Genomic DNA, 15,574 nt, shown 5'->3' on the forward strand with positions numbered 1-15,574 from the left:
GAAATGGCGCGCCCTGCGGGAGTCGAACCCGCCTCTTCAGCGTGAAAGGCTGACGTCCTAACCGATAGACGAAGGGCGCTGGCGCTGGGCCGAGGTTTCTATAGTCGGGCCACGGGCGGAGGGCAACGGGCGGATCGCGGCTTGTGCGGCGGCGGCGGGCGCGGGCCGGTTTGTCGCGGATGGGGCGGGATGGGGGCGCCGGGCGGGTGCGGCAACTTCGCCCCGGCCGTGCTAACGCTGCCGCTTCGCGCGCCTTGGCGGGGCGCTGTTTTCCTGCGCGGTCGCGCGCAGCACGGGTCTGGAATGGTTGAGCGGATGGCGAGCGAGAGCGACGACGGCGGCGACGGCGGGCGGCCGACCGGGTCCGAGGTGCGAAAGCCCGGCTTCGGCAAGACCGATCATGGCAAGCCAGGGTATGGGAAGCCCGGCTTCGGCAAGCCGAGCCACGGCAAGCCGGGTTACGGCAAGCCCGGCTTCGGAAAACCCGGCTTCGGCAAGCCCGCCTACGGTCAGCGGCCGCGGCCGGCCGGGCCGCAGCCGGCGCACGAGGGCGCCGCGGTGATCTACGGGTTCCACCCGGTGGTGCAGGCGATGAGCAATGCCGAGCGGATCCTGCACCGGCTGCTCGCCACCGAGAACGGCGCCGCGCGCCTCGTGGAGGAGCTGGGCACCCTGCGGATCGAGCCCGAGCTGGTGCGGCCGTCCGACATCAACCGGCTGCTCGGGGCGGATGCGGTGCACCAGGGCCTCTACCTCGAGGCGGAACCCCTCGCCTCGCCCGGCCTCGACGCGCTGCCGGCCGACGCGCTGCTGCTGGCGCTCGACCAGATCACCGATCCGCACAATGTCGGGGCGATCGTGCGTACCGCCGCGGCCTTCGGCGTCACAGGCATCGTCACGACCGCGCGCCATGCGCCGGGCGCCACCGGCGTGCTGGCGAAATCCGCCTCCGGCGGCCTGGAGCACGTGCCGTTCCTGGTGGTGCGCAACCTCGCCGAGGCCCTGATCGCCCTCGGCGCGCAGGGTTTCACCCGCATCGGCCTCGATTCCGACGCCGAGACCGGCCTCGACACGCTGACCCCGACGCGGCCGGCGGTGATCGTGCTCGGCGCCGAGGGCAAGGGGCTGCGCGAGCGCACCCGCGCCTGCTGCGACGTGCTCGCCAAGATCCCGTTCACCGGCGAGATCCGCAGCCTCAACGTCTCGAACGCCGCCGCGATCGCCCTCTACGCCCTCGGCCGTTAGCTTGCGATTTGGCGACGCGGGACACACCCGCCTCGCCCGGTCGCAAACGGTCAGATGCCGTGGCCGGCGACCTCGCGGGCGACGGCGCGCCGGCCGATGTCGCGGCGGCAGAACCCTTCCGGCCAGTCGATCCGGGCGACCGCCGCGTAGGCGCGGGCCTGCGCCTCCAGCACGCTGTCGCCGAGCGCGGTGACCGCCAGCACCCGGCCGCCGTCGGCGAGGATGGCCTCGCCCTCGGCCCGGGTCCCGGCCTGGAACACCAGGGCGCCATCGCGCTCGGCATCGGCGATGCCGCGGATCGTCGAGCCGCGCACCACCGTGCCGGGATAGCCGGCCGCCGCCATCACCACGGTCAGCGCCGCGCGCGAGGCGTCGAATTCCAGGCAGACGCCGGTGAGGTCGCCGTCGCAGGCCGAGAGCAGCGCCGGCACGAGGTCGGAGGCGAGCCGCGGCATCAGCACCTGCGCCTCCGGGTCGCCGAAGCGGGTGTTGTACTCGATGAGCTTGGGGCCGTCCGCGGTCAGCATCAGGCCGGCATAGAGGATGCCGGTGAACGGCGTGCCGCGCGCGCGCATGCCGTCGAGCGTCGGCTGGATGATCGTCTCCATCACGGTCCGCTCGATCGCCGGCGTGACGATGCCCGCCGGCGAATACGCGCCCATGCCGCCGGTGTTGGGACCGCGGTCGCCGTCGAAGACCCGCTTGTGGTCCTGCGCCGTGCCCATCGGAATCGCCCGCGTGCCGTCGCACAGGGCGAAGAAGCTCGCCTCTTCGCCGAACAGGCATTCCTCGATCACGACTTCCGCGCCCGCCTCCGCGAACAGCGCCCGCAGCGCGCCCTCGGCCTGCTCCACCGTCTCGGCGACGGTGACGCCCTTGCCGGCGGCGAGCCCGTCGGCCTTCACCACGATCGGGGCGCCCGCGGCGCGCACGTGCGCGAGGGCGGGATCGAGCGCGGCGAAGCGGCCGTAGCCCGCCGTCGGGATGCCGCGCTCGGTGCACAGCTCCTTGGTGAAGCCCTTCGAGCCTTCGAGCTGCGCGGCGGCCTTCGTCGGGCCGAAGGCGCGGATGCCGGCCCGCGTCAGGTCGTCCACGAGGCCGGCGACCAGCGGCGCCTCGGGCCCGATCACGACGAGGCCGATGCGCTCGGCCTCGCAGAAGCTGCGGACCGCGCCATGGTCGGCGACGTTCAGCTCCGGCCGGTTCTCGCCGTGCTGCGCGGTGCCGGGATTGCCCGGCGCCGTAAGCAGCCGGGTGCAGAGCGGGCTTTTCGCGAGGGCATAGGCGAGGGCGTGCTCGCGGCCGCCGTTGCCGATGAGAAGGATGTTCATGCGATCAGGATGTTCCCGAAATCCGGGAGCGGGGAAAGGGCCGTTTCGCACGAAGGCGCGCGTCGTGCACCGGATCCACCGTCGCGCGGCGGCCTTTGACCTCGGCGCCGCGTCCGCATAGCACTCTCGCCATGGCCCTCGTCCCGCCCCCCGCCCCCCGCAGGTCGCCGCCGGCCGCGGACGTCCCGCCCGCGGCCGTGCTGGTCGCCAACCAGCCGGAATGGTCGGTGGGCGACCTCGCCTCGGCGCTCAAGCGTACCCTGGAGGACGCGTTCGGGCACGTGCGGCTGCGCGGCGAGATCTCGGGCTTCCGCGGGCAGCACGGCTCGGGGCACGCCTACTTCTCGCTCAAGGACGGCAACGCCCGCATCGACGCGGTGGTGTGGAAGGGCACCTTCAATCGCCTGCGGCAGAAGCCGCAGGAGGGCCTCGAGGTCGTCGCCACCGGCAAGATCACGACGTTTCCCGGCAAGTCCTCGTACCAGATCGTCATCGAGAGCCTCGAGCCGGCCGGCATCGGCGCCTGGATGGCGCTGCTGGAGGAGCGCAAGCGCGCGCTGGCGGCCGAGGGTCTGTTCGCGGCCGAGCACAAGCGGGCGATCCCCTTCCTGCCGCAGGTCGTCGGCGTGGTGACCTCGCCGACCGGCGCGGTGATCCGCGACATCCTGCACCGGCTGGAAGACCGGTTCCCGCGCCCCGTGCTGGTCTGGCCGGTGCGCGTGCAGGGCGACGGCGCGGCCGAGGAGATCGCCGCCGCCATCCGCGGCTTCAACGCGCTGCCGGCCGGCGGCGCGATCCCGCGGCCGGACGTGCTGATCGTCGCCCGCGGCGGCGGCTCGATCGAGGACCTGTGGGCGTTCAACGAGGAGGCGGTGGTGCGCGCCGCCTTCGAGAGCCGGATCCCGCTGATCTCGGCGGTCGGGCACGAGACCGACACCACGCTGATCGACTTCGTCTCCGACCGGCGCGCGCCGACGCCGACCGGCGCCGCCGAGATGGCGGTGCCGGTGCGGGGCGATCTGCTGCTCACCCTCGACGACCTGACCCGCCGCCGCCGCGGCGCGGTGGAGCGCAAGCTCGACCGCCTCGGCGCGGATTTCCGCTCGGCGCTGCGGGCGATGCCCGGCGCCGACGCGTTCCTGGCGGGCAAGCGCCAGCGGCTCGACCTCGCCGAGGCCCGGCTCGCGCCGGCGCTCGCGGGCAACGCCCGCGCCTTCCGCGAGCGGTTCTCGCGCCTGCTCGACCGGCTCGTGCGGCATCCGCCGGAACTGGTTCTGGCCCGGGCGCGGGCGCGGCTCGCGGCGATCGACCATCGGCCGCGCCAGGCGCTCGCCAACCACGCGACCCGCAAGGGCGACGCGCTCGCCGCGCTGAGCCACCGGCTGGTTGTCGCGCGGACGACGACGCTGCGCCGGGCCGAGACCGAGACCGCCCGGTCGCGCGAGCGGCTGGCCGCGTCGCACGCGCGGATGGTGCAGGCCGGGGCCGGGTTGATCGAGCGCCGCAGCGCCCGGCTCGAACGGGCCGGCGGCCTCCTCGGCAGCCTCGGCTACCGCGCCGTGCTCGCCCGCGGCTACGTGCTGGTCCGCGACGGCGCGGGCGCGGCGCTGCGCTCCGGCCTCGGATTGCCGGCGGGCACGCCCGTGACGCTGCAGTTCGCCGACGGGCTCGTGGCGGCCAGGACCGAGGGGGAAGCGGCCGCACCCCCGCCGGAGGGCGCCCCGCCGGCGCGGAAGCGCGCCCCGCGCCGGGCCAAGGCCGCGCCGGCCGCACCCGCGCCGACCGCCGCGCAGGGCTCGCTGTTCGAGGCGTAGATCCCAACGACAAAAGGTCCGCTGATCGCGCGGGCTCAGCCCGGCCGGCGGTAGTGGTAGCGCAGCAGCTCGGTGCGAAATCCGAGACCGTCGTAGAGCGCGCGGGCGGCTTCGTTCACGGCCACCACCTGGAGGCAAGCGCCGGTCGCGCCGTTGGCGCGGGCCCAGCGCATCAGGGCGCCGACGGTGCGGCGGGCGTGGCCCTGCCCGCGCAGCCGCTCCGGCGTCGCGACGGACTCGATCACCGCGAGCGATCCGCAGATCACCGCGTAGCCCATCGAGGCGGTCTCGCCCGCCCGCTCCAGGGCGGCGAAGGCGCGGGGGCCGCGGATGCGGCCGGTCATCGCGGCGTAGATCGCGGCGGCCTCCGCGCCCGCGCCGGCAAGCCGGGCGCGGAGCGCGAGCCAGCCGGCGTCGGGCGCCGGCATCAGCCGCACGGCCGGATCGAGCCCGGCCGGCACCCCGTCGAGGGCGGCGAACAGGGTGAGCGCATGGCCTTCCGCGCCGTAGCCCCGGTCCGCGAGCGGTTGGTCGAGCTCCGGCGCGAGGCTGACCACCCGCACGATCGACGGCTGGCCGAGCGCCGCGTATTCGCGCTCGCAGGCCGCGATCGCCGTGGCGGCGGGCCCGCGCGGCCCGCGGGTGGGATTGAGCGAGTTCGTCCGCCGGGTCGGCCCGCCCGAGGCGCGCAGCAGCCATCCGTCGAGGTGATCTTGACGGGTCGCGGGCCATGCGTCGCGGCAGGCCGCTTCCGCCGTCCAAGCGAGGTCGTCGTGCTGTGACATGCCTTGTCCGCGGGCTGCCCGGGGGGCGGTTCCTATCACGGACGGAGGCGGACCCGACCGCCCAAACTCTTAACGTGTGGTTGTATCGACGAAGTCGAAACCGTATGTGAATTTTTGCTCGACGTTTCCGATCCTCATGACACCTTTGGCAGGCCGATGGAATTCGACGGCATCGACGAGAGAGGACATGCGGCGGAAGAGCTGCATGCCGCCCTCCAGGCGTCGGGCGTCGTCGGCACCTGGGACTGGAACCCGGTCACGCGTCGCGTGCGCTACGACCGGGGGGCCGCCGAGCTCCTGGCGGGCGACGCCGCTTTGGCCGGGCGCGAACTCGAGTTCGACGAGGCGGTCGCCGGCATCCACCCCGACGACCTGCCGTGGATGACGACCGAGGTGCAGCGCGCGATGCGCGTCGGCGGCCTCGTGCTGGCGGAGTACCGCGCCGGGATGCTCTCCGGGCAGCCGCGCTGGGTCTTGAGCCGCGGGCGGGTCTTCCACGATCCGCATGGCCGGCCCGTGCGAAGCACCGGCATCCTGATCGACATCACCGAAGGGCGGAAGGCCGAGGCCGGCTACGTGGTGGCCGCGCCGGATCCGGAGCAGGAGGCGCCGCTGCTGCGCGCCGCCGACCTCTGCATCGCGCTGCACGCCGCGGTCGCCGAGAGCGGGTCCGAGGCCCTGCGCGGCATGACCGACCGGCTGCTGTTCCAGATCGGCCGCGAGATCGCGCGGGCCGAGCGCGAGGCCTCCCGGCACTGATGGCGTCGGCCCGGCAGGTCTGCGCTTGGCGGGTCCGCGCCGGGCGGGCTTGACGGCGGCGATGGGGTTTGCGACGCGCCCGGCGATGCCGCGCCCTGCGGCACGCGTCCTGCCTGAGGGCGTGCATGCCGCGACCAGGAGAGACCCGTGACCACGACGATCGCCAGCGACCAGCTGCTCCACCTCGTCTTCGGCGGCGAGCTCAAGGACATCGAGGGCATCCGGTTCAAGGACCTCGCCGGCCTCGACATCGTCGGCATCTTTCCCGACTACGCCTCGGCCAAGGCGGCGTGGCGCGCCAAGGCCCAGGCCACCGTCGACAGCGCGCAGACCCGGTACTTCGTCGTCCACCTCCACCGCCTGCTGGAGCCGTAGGGCGCCGGCTGTGCAGAGCGCGGGCCGGCGCGGCGCCGGCCATTGTGACGGTTCGACCGCGCTGATAAGAGCCCGATCGACGCGGATGCCGACGGGCCTGTCGATCGGCCGGTCGTTCCAGGTCTTCAGGACGTGTCTCGGCCCGAGACCCCAAATGTTGAGCCCGCAGGCATGAAGTCTTCGATCAAGATCATCGCCGGCAATGCCAGCCGGCCCTTGGCGGAGGCGATCGCCGGATACCTGGAACTGCCGCTCGCCAAGTGCATGGTCCGGCGCTTCGCCGACATGGAGATCTTCGTTGAGATCCAGGAGAACGTGCGCGGCGAGGACGTGTTCATCGTCCAGTCGACCTCCTACCCGGCCAACGACCACCTGATGGAGCTGCTGATCATGATCGACGCCGCGCGTCGGTCCTCGGCGCGGCGCATCACGGCGGTGATCCCGTATTTCGGCTACGCCCGGCAGGACCGGCGCACCTCCGGCCGCACCCCGATCTCGGCCAAGCTCGTCTGCAACCTGATCACCGAGGCCGGCGCCGACCGGGTGCTGACGCTCGACCTCCATGCCGGCCAGATCCAGGGCTTCTTCGACATCCCGACCGACAACCTGTTCGCCGCCCCGGTGATGGTGCGCGACATCAAGGAGCGGCTGACGAGCACCGACCGCATGGTGGTCTCGCCCGACGTCGGCGGCGTGGTCCGCGCCCGCGCGGTCGCCAAGCGCATCGACGCGTCGCTGGCCATCGTCGACAAGCGCCGCGAGCGCGCTGGCGAGTCCGAGGTGATGAACATCATCGGCGACGTCGAGGGCCGCTCCTGCATCCTCGTCGACGACATCGTCGATTCCGGCGGCACCCTCGTCAACGCGGCCGAAGCCCTGCTCAACGCCGGCGCCAAGGAGGTCTCGGCCTACATCACCCACGGGGTGCTCTCGGGCGGCGCGGTCTCGCGCATCGCCGCCTCCCGGATGAAGGAGCTGGTGATCACCGACTCGATCCAGCCGACGCAGGCCGTCAAGCTCGCCCGCAACATCCGCGTCGCGACGATCGCCCCGCTGCTCGGCGAAGCCATCGGCCGGACCGCGACCGAGGCCAGCGTGTCGAGCCTGTTCGACTAAGAGCGCCTAACAGAACCGCCTGATTTGGTTGAGGGTGATGAGACTGGCGGCGAGGTTGGTGAAGGCCTCGTAGATGTCGGCGCGGCGCTCGTAGCGTACGGGCAGGCGTCGGAAACGGTTGAACCAGGCATGGGTGCGCTCGACTACCCAACGGTGACGCCCAAGCTTCTCGCTGCTGTCGATCCCGCGCCGAGCGATGCGAGGGACGATCCCACGGGCGCGGCACTCCTGGCGACGGGCACGGGCGTCGTAGGCCTTGTCGGCATGAAGCTTGTGGGGACGGCGGCGTGGGCGACCGCGCCGGCCGCTGCCCACGGGCGGGATCGCATCGAGGGTCGGGGCCATCATCACGCTGTCGTGGCGGTTGGCCCCCGTGAAGGTCAGGCCGAAGGGCGTGCCGCGGGCATCGACGACGAGGTGGCGCTTGGTGCCCGGTTTGCCGCGATCCGTCGGGTTCGGGCCTGTGGCAGAGCCCCTTTTTTCGCCGGGACAGACGCGCTGTCCAGGCTGGCCCGGCTCCAGTCGAGCTGGCCGGCTTCGTAAAGTCGCCCCAGCAGCACCTGATGCAGGCGGGTCCAGACGCCCGCCGCCTGCCAGTCCCGCAGGCGGCGCCAGCACGTCATGCCCGAGCCACAGCCCATCTCGGCCGGCAGCATCTCCCAGGGCAATCCAGAGCGCAGCACGAACAGGATGCCTGTCAGGGCCGCCCGGTTCTTGATAGGCCGTCGACCGCCTTTCGGACGGGGTCGGGGAGGCGGAAGCAGCGGGGCGATCTCGTCCCAGAGATCGTCGGGAAGAAGTGCGCGGGCCATGAAACACCAACGCACATCAACGCTCAGGGTGCCGTTCTGTTAGGCGCTCTAAGCCTTTGCCGGGCGGCCCGAAGAAGGACGCCCTCCCCCCATCCATCCCCCTCATCCTGAGGCGCCGCAGCGAAGCGGAGGCCTCGAAGGAGCCCTCCAGCCTTCGCCGCGGGTTCTGGAGGGCTCCTTCGAGGCCCGCTGACGCGGGCACCTCAGGATGAGGGAGATGGATGGGACGAATGCTCGTCTCAGCCGTCCCGTCCCCGCACGAAGCCCCGCGAGATCAGCCGGCTGCGCTCGCGCGCCCGGCGGTCGGCTTCGAGCAGGTCGGAGAGCGCGTCGGCGATGACGCAGCGCAGGGCGAGGTCGGCGTCGCCCGCGCTGGTGAGGAGGTAGGCGCGGGCGATGTCCTCGACCGGGCAGCGGCCGGGCGGCAGGTCGGCCCGGCGGGCGGGAGCGGAGGCGACGGGCATGGGGTGCGACTCGTTTGAGAACATAACGAGAACACACCAGATCGGTTAAGGTTCGGTCAAGGGGTCGCGGAAGGGGGCGGAGACGGGGCCGGCTCGCCCGAGCCGGGATGCGGCCCCATCCGCCGGCGGTCGTGCTCGATCGCGAAGACGTGGGCGTAGAGGTTGGCGACCCAGCGCCGGCCTTCCACGGTGAGGTCGAGGGCGCGGATCGCGTCGCCGATCACCGGCTCGACCTTGCCCCAGAAGAAGCTCGGGTAGCGCTCGGCCAGATCCGCCGGGTCGACGTAGCCGAGCGGCTCGCACAGGCCCGCCTCCTTCAGCTCGTGGAACAGCGCGTTGAGCTTGCGCGGGTAGAGCGGATCGCCGAGCTGGCCGATGAGGTCGGCCGCGCGCATCAGCCCGGCCTCCGTCGCGGTCTCGGCGTGGTCGCCGTCGTCGGGCACCGGGAAACGCGTCAGCTCGATGGCGCGCGCCACACGGCCGGCATCGACGAACTCGTGGTCGGAAAAGCGCTCCCACACCGCGATCTTCGAGCGCTCGACGTGGTGCGCCGTGAGCCCGGCATCGGACGCCCCGCGCGGCAGCGCGACGGTTGTGCCGGCCCGGTCGATCACGAACCGGGTGCGCGTGTCGCCGGCGCAGACGCCGCGGACGTAGCCGATGTCGTGGTAGAGCGCGGCCAGGATCGCGTGCAGCCAGTCGCGCGGCGACACCCCCTGCGCCACGAAGCGCCCGCGCAGGATGTCCTGGGCGACCAGGGTCACCAGGGTGGTGTGGTAGGCGTCGTGATAAAGCGCATCGCTCTGCACGATCCGCTCGATCGTCAGGCGCGCCGACTCCTCGATCACCTCGACATAGCCCGGCTCCCGGCTGCCGAAGGTGCGCCGGTAGACCAGGGCGAGGTGCTCGCCGAGGGCGTTGGCGAGGAGCTTTGTGGCGTCGAGCATGTATACAAACTCGTGTAGAAGCAGGGCTCTTAGGTCGGGCGGCAAGCTAAGATGCATAACTCAGATAAAAATTATTGAGCGAAAGCCTCTTGATTATTGTATATGCCATGGTTTAAGCAGGTGATGTTGGATAGAGGCTTTTAGAATAAACGCTGGCTCTCTTTCAGAGAATCATATTATGAAATCTCCAAAATTTGCAGTCCGCCGGCCACATTTAGCACCACTATTTACAGTTGCATCATTGAAAAAGACTTGGAAAGATGAGGTAAGGGCTTTTCTGCGGAAACGGCAAGTTCCTGACCCCATCTAGTTCATGGATTTTCACGTAAACATCGATTCCAATTGCAAAAGATTGTCTAAGCAACTCTGCGATGGAACATACCGTCCTTCGACTCCGATTCGAATTCTATTGGAAAAATCAAATGGACTATGCCGACAAATTGTAATTCCAGCAGTCGATGACGCGCTGGTGCTTCAATGTTTATCTGATGAATTATATAAAGACATTAAAAGTAAATCTCCAACAGATAAAGCATTCTTTGAGCCAGATGACCATAAATTTTCCAATAGCAAGAAGGATTTAAATGGGGCTCCAAAATACGGAAGCTTTAAAGCATGGTTGGATTTTCAAAAAGGGATACTTAATTTCACAAAGACTTATAAATATTTAATAGTAACTGATATCGCAAATTTCTATGACGGTATAAGCTATATTCATCTTAGGAATATTATGTCCAGTCAGATAGAGGTTCAAGAGTCTGTTCTTGATACTCTCATTTTTATCTTATCGGGACTATTATGGCAGCCGGACTATGCGCCTCATGTAGAAATAGGGTTACCTCAGATAGATATTGATGCATCACGCATTCTAGCTCACTGTTTTCTATATGAACTTGATGATTTCCTTGGAAATCATCAGAAGCTTGATTTTGTAAGATATATGGACGACATAGACATTGGTGTCGATAGTATATCATCTGCAAAAAACATACTAAGAGACATAGATCTTATTCTTCATACTAGGCAGGTGAGACTCAACTCGGGAAAGACTAAAATTCTTACCAGTGGCGAGGCTGAAGCCCATTTTAGGGTGCGTGATAACGCCTTTATAGATAATTTCACGGAACTGCTAGGTAGAAGGCTGGCTCATAAAAAGCCGATAGAGAGACACGTCAATCAATTTGCGAAGTCCCTCGCATCTCAATTTTCAAAGGGTCGTTTCAACGGAGGTAATGGAGAGAAAATTTTGAAAAGGTCTATTACTCTTGCTAGAAACTACAACGCTGCCTTAAATCACAATATGGTTGCCGACATTCTTATTAAGAAGGCAGGTATAAGAGATAATATATTATCTTATATTACTCATCGACCTCTTACAATGTCAAAATTTAAGTTGATTAACAACTATGCAAAAGACGATGAACTTGTAGATGATGGAGCGATACTTAACTATGCCACCTATCTGATTGAGGCGCATGTTAACTATCATTACATGACGGAAAAAACATTAAATGACTTGATGCTTGATATTTCAAACAAGGGTTTTTGCGGGTTATATTCTGCAATCTGGATCGGATCGAAATATCAAAGACCAGAGGCTTACTATAAGTTTATTCTATCGAAGGTAGATTATTGGCGAGCAGATGTTGTCCTCGGCCGTTTAGTTGGCGGTGTCGCTTCCGCACTTTTAAAAACTAAGGAGTATCCAAAATTTGAAAAATTGGTAAGAAGCGTCAAGAACAACGCTGCGGAAAGCGTCCTCGAATTTCATACTAAAATTGCCTCTGAAAAGGAAACTCTCCTCAAAGTAAAGCCTATTGTTTCCGCAGTCAATAAAACCAAGTTGCTTGGTCTAACACATGCCAAATATTTGATGCTTTTAGGAATGTTTACGAATACTCATCTCTCTGCGCCTGAAAAAATTAAAATAATCAAGTCTCACGAGCGAGCTTGGACTGACCCGTTTTACCGAAGGGGCGCATTCCGCACTCTTCCAAATGACTTAAGAAAGCATGTCAAATATTAAAAACTTTTATTAAAAATTGGAATTTTTGCAAAAAATTTTACGTATGGATCACCTTCCCATAAGCATCCAGCACGCTCTCGTGCATCATCTCGGAGAGCGTCGGGTGCGGGAAGACCGTGTGCATCAGGTCTTCCTCGGTGGTCTCGAGGTTCATGGCGACGACGTAGCCTTGGATCAGCTCGGTCACCTCGGCGCCGACCATGTGGGCGCCGAGCAGCTGGCCGGTGTTGGCGTCGAACACCGTCTTGATCAGCCCGTCCGGCTCACCGAGCGCGATCGCCTTGCCGTTGCCGGCGAAGGGGAAGCGGCCGACCTTGATCGCAAAGCCCTGCTCCTTGGCCTTCGCCTCGGTGAGGCCGACGGAGGCGATCTGCGGCTGGCAGTAGGTGCAGCCGGGGATTTTTGCCTTGTCCATCGGATGGGTGGGCAGGCCCTTGATCGTCTCGATGCAGATCACGCCCTCGTGCTCGGCCTTGTGGGCGAGCATCGGCGGCCCGGCGACGTCGCCGATGGCGTAGAGGCCGGGCACGTTGGTGCGGCCGAGCCCGTCGGTGACGACGATGCCGCGCTCGATCTTCACCCCGAGCTTCTCCAGCCCGATCCCCTCGATGTTGCCGACGACGCCCACCGCCGAGATCAGCTTCTCCGCCGTCAGCGTCTGCACCTTGCCGTCGGCGGCCTCGATGGTGGCGGTGATCGAATCCGCGCCCTTCTCGACCTTGGTCACCTTGGCGCCGGTCAGGATCTTGATGCCCTGCTTCTCGAAGCGCTTGCGGGCGATGGCGGCGATCTCCGGATCCTCCACCGGCAGGATCTGCGGCAGCAGCTCCACCACCGTCACCTCGGCGCCCATGGTGCGGTAGAACGAGGCGAACTCGATGCCGATCGCGCCCGAGCCCATCACCAGGAGCGACTTCGGCATCGTCTCCGGCACCATCGCCTCGTAGTAGGTCCAGATCAGCTTCTTGTCGGGCTCGATGCCGGGGATCGCGCGCGGGCGCGCGCCGGTGGCGACGATGATGTGCTTGGCCGAATACGTCCCGGCCGCGAGCGCGCCCTTCGGCGCCGGCGCGCGGGCGGTCTCCTTGACCGTCACCTGCCCCGTGCCGTTGCCCTTGGCGACGCTGTCGACCGTGGCCTCGCCCCAGATCACGTCGACCTTGTTCTTTTTCAGGAGGTGCCCGACGCCGCCGTTCAGCTTCGACGAGACGCCGCGCGAGCGCTTCACGATCGCGCCCGTGTCGAACGAGACCTCCTTGGCGGAGAGCCCGTAATCGGAGGCGTGCTGCATGTAGTGGTAGATCTCGGCCGAGCGCAGCAGCGCCTTGGTCGGGATGCAGCCCCAGTTCAGGCAGATGCCGCCGAGGTGCTCCCGGTCCACCACCGCGGTCTTGAACCCGAGCTGCGCCGCACGGATGGCGGTGACGTAGCCGCCGGGGCCGGCGCCGATGATGAGCACGTCGTAGCTGTCGGCCATGAGGGTCTGGTCTCTTCCCTGGAGCGTCTCGGAGGCGAGCGTAGACGAGGACGGCGCGGGCGCCAACGCGCGTCGCGTGCGGGCGGGTTACATCGCTCGCGCGTCCCTCCCCCGCTCAAGGGGGAAGGAAGACTGGCCCCCTACCCCGCCGCCCGCGACCCGCGCCACAGCCGCCACAGGCGGCGCCAGCGGGCGGTCTCGATCGGGGTGTTGAGCGGGTCGTAGCCCGGGCGCTCCATCGCGGCGAGGTAGCCGTCGACCAGGACGAGCGGCAGGAAGGCGGCGCGCGCGGCCGGCGCGATCGTGTCCTTCGCCGCGGCGTAGGCGGCCAGGTGCCGGCGGGCGTCGGCGCGCAGGTCCGCGCAGGCGCCGCGCAGGCCCGGGCCGCCGCGGCCGGTGACGATGTCCTCGCGGGTGACGCCGTGGCTGCGGAACACGTCGGCCGGCAGGTAGACCTGGCCCGCCCGCGCGTGCCACGGCATCGCCCGCAGCAGGCCGGTGATGCCGTAGGCGACGCCGGCATGACCGGCGGCGGCCGCCCCGCCCGGCTCGGTGCCGTCGCACAGGATCAGGCTCGCCAGCCGGAACAGGGCCGAGGCGGTCTCGCCGCAATAGCCTTCCAGGTCGTTCAGCCGGGGCATCGGGTCGTCGTAGAGGTCGAAGACGCGGGCGTCGATCAGGTCGACGAAGGGTTGGCGCCCGAGGCGGCGCGCGACGATCACATCGAGGAGCGCGGCGGCGACGGGGTTGGCCTTCACGTCGCCGCGGGCCTCGCCCTGCAGCGCGTCGCGCCACCATTGCAGGCGGATCTCGCCGGCCATCGGGTTCGAGGCGGCCTCGCGCACCCGCGCGACCGTCAGGCTGAAGGCGTAGAGCGCGAACAGGTGCGGGCGGAAGGCCTGCGGCGCGAACAGCGTGGCGAAGTAGCGGTCGGGGTCGCCCGCGCGGACGAGGTCCTCGCAGTGGCGGAAGGCGAAGGCGAGGCCGCCTTTACCCTCTGCTTGGCTGTCCCCCTGCCCCGGCTCTGCGCTCACGCGACCGCGATCAGGGCCGCCGCCACCTTGCGGTTCTCCGCCACCAGGATGTTGTACGTGCGCGCCGCCGCGCCCGTCTGCATCACGTCGAGACCGATCCGGTTGTCCTTGAGCCATGCCCGAAGATCGGGTGGCAGCGGCACGATGTCGAGGCCCGTGCCGACGAGCAGCAGCTCGATCTCCGCCGATTCCGCCTGGACCGGGCGCAACGCGGTGCGGTCGATCGCCCTCCCCTCGGTCGTGGCCCAGGCGCGGATGCCCGACGGCAGCGCCAGGATCGAGCCGCGGTGCGACATCTCGCCGAAGCGGAAGCCGCCGTTGCCGTAGGCGTCGATCAGGTGGCGCCCGGGCAGGAAGCCGTCGAGCTCGGCCATGCGCTGTGCGTCCCCCGTCTCTCGGCCCTACTCCGCGGCCTGCGGCAGCCGCCCGCGGGCGGCCTGGGCCTTGGTGCCCGAGAGCATCAGCCCGAGATAGATCAGCGCCGGCGTCGAGACGAAGATCGCCGAGTAGGTGCAGATCACCACGCCGCAGAGCATCACCACCGCGAACCCGCGGATCGCCTCGCCGCCGAACAGCACCAGCGCCAGCAGCGACAGGAAGGCCGAGATCGAGGTCATCACGGTGCGCGACATCGTCGAGTTGATCGACAGGTTGAGCAGCTCGTCGGTGGGAATCGTCTTGTACCGGCGCATCAGCTCGCGGGTCCGGTCGAACACCACCACGGTCTCGTTCAGCGAGTAGCCGACGATGGTGAGGATCGCCGCGATCGAGGTCATGTTGAACTCGATCCGGGTGACGATGAACACGCCCATGGTCAGCACGATGTCGTGGAGCGTGCCGACGATGGCGCCGAGCGCCAGCTCGCGCTCGAAGCGGAACCACAGGTAGAGCAGCACCGCGACGACCGAGAGCACGACGCCGAGCGTGCCCGACTGCACCAGCTCGCCCGAGACGCGGGGGCCGACGGTCTCGGTGCGGCGGAACTCGTAATCCTTGTCGAAGGCGCCGTGCGCCTTGTTCATCACCGCCGTCTGGCCCTGCTCGCCGGGTTGAAGCGGCAGGCGCACCAGCACGGTGCCCTGGTTGCCGAGCTCCTGCACCTCGGGCTCGCCAAAACCGAAGCCGGCGGCCGTGTGGCGGATCTCGCCGACGTCGGCGGTGCCCGACTTCGCCTGCAGCTCGACCAGCGTGCCGCCCTTGAAGTCGATGCCGTAGTTCAGGCCGACGGTGAGGAACAGCACCACGGTCACGACCGACAGGATCGCCGAGAGCGGGAAGCTCAGGCGGCGGAAGCGCATGAAGTCGAAGTGCGACTCGTCGGGCCAGAGGCGAAGCAGGCGCATTCTTTTGGGACCTTGCGATCGGGAAGCGGCCTCCCGAAACGGGCGA

The 15,574-nt window shown here is 67.4% G+C and carries 15 protein-coding genes and 1 tRNA gene; 6 read left to right on the forward strand and 10 right to left on the reverse strand.

Annotated features, from left to right (window positions below):
• Positions 1-4: 4 nt before the first annotated feature.
• Positions 5-79, reverse strand: a tRNA-Glu gene (locus ACFZ8E_RS15810).
• Between the two features lie 236 nt (positions 80-315).
• Between ACFZ8E_RS15810 and rlmB the strand changes: the two genes are divergently transcribed.
• Complete coding sequence (rlmB, locus tag ACFZ8E_RS15815) at positions 316-1,245, forward strand: 23S rRNA (guanosine(2251)-2'-O)-methyltransferase RlmB (protein WP_405043225.1); 930 nt, start codon at positions 316-318, stop codon at positions 1,243-1,245.
• A gap of 50 nt (positions 1,246-1,295) precedes the next feature.
• Here the strand turns inward: rlmB and purD are convergent, their stop codons facing one another.
• Positions 1,296-2,576 (reverse strand): phosphoribosylamine--glycine ligase, encoded by a 1,281-nt coding sequence (purD, locus tag ACFZ8E_RS15820; RefSeq protein ID WP_147841946.1) that lies wholly within the window; start codon positions 2,574-2,576, stop codon positions 1,296-1,298.
• Positions 2,577-2,707: 131 nt separating this feature from the next.
• Between purD and xseA the strand changes: the two genes are divergently transcribed.
• The gene (gene xseA, locus ACFZ8E_RS15825; RefSeq protein WP_405043226.1) at positions 2,708-4,390 is read left to right on the forward strand and encodes an exodeoxyribonuclease VII large subunit; all 1,683 of its coding nucleotides are present in this window, start codon (positions 2,708-2,710) and stop codon (positions 4,388-4,390) included.
• Positions 4,391-4,425: 35 nt separating this feature from the next.
• Here xseA and ACFZ8E_RS15830 read toward each other — a convergent pair whose 3' ends face one another.
• Positions 4,426-5,175 (reverse strand): GNAT family N-acetyltransferase, encoded by a 750-nt coding sequence (locus tag ACFZ8E_RS15830; protein WP_243946625.1) that lies wholly within the window; start codon positions 5,173-5,175, stop codon positions 4,426-4,428.
• A gap of 156 nt (positions 5,176-5,331) precedes the next feature.
• Between ACFZ8E_RS15830 and ACFZ8E_RS15835 the strand changes: the two genes are divergently transcribed.
• From ACFZ8E_RS15835 to ACFZ8E_RS15845, 3 genes are all read left to right on the forward strand, one after another.
• Positions 5,332-5,934, forward strand: a complete 603-nt coding sequence (locus ACFZ8E_RS15835) for a PAS domain-containing protein (protein WP_405043227.1) — start codon at positions 5,332-5,334, stop codon at positions 5,932-5,934.
• A 147-nt stretch (positions 5,935-6,081) separates the two neighbouring features.
• Positions 6,082-6,309, forward strand: coding sequence for a DUF4170 domain-containing protein (locus ACFZ8E_RS15840; RefSeq protein WP_405043228.1), 228 nt, complete (start codon positions 6,082-6,084; stop codon positions 6,307-6,309).
• A 171-nt stretch (positions 6,310-6,480) separates the two neighbouring features.
• Positions 6,481-7,425 (forward strand): ribose-phosphate pyrophosphokinase, encoded by a 945-nt coding sequence (locus ACFZ8E_RS15845; protein ID WP_147728058.1) that lies wholly within the window; start codon positions 6,481-6,483, stop codon positions 7,423-7,425.
• A 6-nt stretch (positions 7,426-7,431) separates the two neighbouring features.
• Here the strand turns inward: ACFZ8E_RS15845 and ACFZ8E_RS15850 are convergent.
• The 3 genes from ACFZ8E_RS15850 to ACFZ8E_RS15860 form a co-directional block, all read right to left on the reverse strand.
• Positions 7,432-8,237 (reverse strand): IS5 family transposase gene (locus tag ACFZ8E_RS15850; protein ID WP_405041835.1). Its coding sequence is split into 2 segments (ribosomal slippage): positions 7,432-7,907 and positions 7,907-8,237, totalling 807 coding nucleotides; the frame shifts between segments, so codons are not numbered across the junction.
• Positions 8,238-8,476: 239 nt separating this feature from the next.
• Complete coding sequence (locus ACFZ8E_RS15855) at positions 8,477-8,701, reverse strand: hypothetical protein (RefSeq protein ID WP_147728059.1); 225 nt, start codon at positions 8,699-8,701, stop codon at positions 8,477-8,479.
• A 56-nt stretch (positions 8,702-8,757) separates the two neighbouring features.
• On the reverse strand, positions 8,758-9,648 hold the full coding sequence (locus tag ACFZ8E_RS15860; protein WP_405043229.1) for a metal-dependent phosphohydrolase: 891 nt from the start codon (positions 9,646-9,648) through the stop codon (positions 8,758-8,760).
• Positions 9,649-9,961: 313 nt separating this feature from the next.
• On the opposite strand from ACFZ8E_RS15860, the gene ACFZ8E_RS15865 reads away from it, so the two are divergent.
• Positions 9,962-11,674, forward strand: a complete 1,713-nt coding sequence (locus ACFZ8E_RS15865; RefSeq protein WP_405043230.1) for a hypothetical protein — start codon at positions 9,962-9,964, stop codon at positions 11,672-11,674.
• Positions 11,675-11,711: 37 nt separating this feature from the next.
• Here ACFZ8E_RS15865 and lpdA read toward each other — a convergent pair whose 3' ends face one another.
• The 4 genes from lpdA to secF form a co-directional block, all read right to left on the reverse strand.
• Positions 11,712-13,151, reverse strand: a complete 1,440-nt coding sequence (lpdA, locus tag ACFZ8E_RS15870) for a dihydrolipoyl dehydrogenase (RefSeq protein WP_147844476.1) — start codon at positions 13,149-13,151, stop codon at positions 11,712-11,714.
• Positions 13,152-13,291: 140 nt separating this feature from the next.
• Positions 13,292-14,185, reverse strand: coding sequence for a phytoene/squalene synthase family protein (locus ACFZ8E_RS15875; protein WP_243946651.1), 894 nt, complete (start codon positions 14,183-14,185; stop codon positions 13,292-13,294).
• On the reverse strand, positions 14,182-14,559 hold the full coding sequence (locus ACFZ8E_RS15880) for an Mth938-like domain-containing protein (RefSeq protein ID WP_147727774.1): 378 nt from the start codon (positions 14,557-14,559) through the stop codon (positions 14,182-14,184). The genes ACFZ8E_RS15875 and ACFZ8E_RS15880 overlap by 4 nt, the downstream gene beginning before the upstream one ends.
• Positions 14,560-14,586: 27 nt before the next feature.
• Positions 14,587-15,528: a protein translocase subunit SecF gene (secF, locus tag ACFZ8E_RS15885; RefSeq protein WP_147727775.1), complete on the reverse strand. Its 942-nt coding sequence runs from the start codon at positions 15,526-15,528 to the stop codon at positions 14,587-14,589.
• Between the last annotated feature and the right edge of the window lie 46 nt (positions 15,529-15,574).

Source organism: Methylobacterium sp. HMF5984 (genome assembly GCF_045033435.1).
GTDB lineage: Bacteria > Pseudomonadota > Alphaproteobacteria > Rhizobiales > Beijerinckiaceae > Methylobacterium.

Bases quoted from the DNA above. Each gene is read 5' to 3' on its own strand.
- rlmB (WP_405043225.1), top strand. From the start codon at position 316: ATGGCGAGCGAGAGCGACGACGGCGGCGACGGCGGGCGGCCGACCGGG.
- purD (WP_147841946.1), bottom strand. From the start codon at position 2,576: ATGAACATCCTTCTCATCGGCAACGGCGGCCGCGAGCACGCCCTCGCC.
- xseA (WP_405043226.1), top strand. From the start codon at position 2,708: ATGGCCCTCGTCCCGCCCCCCGCCCCCCGCAGGTCGCCGCCGGCCGCG.
- ACFZ8E_RS15830 (WP_243946625.1), bottom strand. From the start codon at position 5,175: ATGTCACAGCACGACGACCTCGCTTGGACGGCGGAAGCGGCCTGCCGC.
- ACFZ8E_RS15835 (WP_405043227.1), top strand. From the start codon at position 5,332: ATGGAATTCGACGGCATCGACGAGAGAGGACATGCGGCGGAAGAGCTG.
- ACFZ8E_RS15845 (WP_147728058.1), top strand. From the start codon at position 6,481: ATGAAGTCTTCGATCAAGATCATCGCCGGCAATGCCAGCCGGCCCTTG.
- ACFZ8E_RS15855 (WP_147728059.1), bottom strand. From the start codon at position 8,701: ATGCCCGTCGCCTCCGCTCCCGCCCGCCGGGCCGACCTGCCGCCCGGC.
- ACFZ8E_RS15860 (WP_405043229.1), bottom strand. From the start codon at position 9,648: ATGCTCGACGCCACAAAGCTCCTCGCCAACGCCCTCGGCGAGCACCTC.
- ACFZ8E_RS15865 (WP_405043230.1), top strand. From the start codon at position 9,962: ATGGATTTTCACGTAAACATCGATTCCAATTGCAAAAGATTGTCTAAG.
- lpdA (WP_147844476.1), bottom strand. From the start codon at position 13,151: ATGGCCGACAGCTACGACGTGCTCATCATCGGCGCCGGCCCCGGCGGC.
- ACFZ8E_RS15880 (WP_147727774.1), bottom strand. From the start codon at position 14,559: ATGGCCGAGCTCGACGGCTTCCTGCCCGGGCGCCACCTGATCGACGCC.
- secF (WP_147727775.1), bottom strand. From the start codon at position 15,528: ATGCGCCTGCTTCGCCTCTGGCCCGACGAGTCGCACTTCGACTTCATG.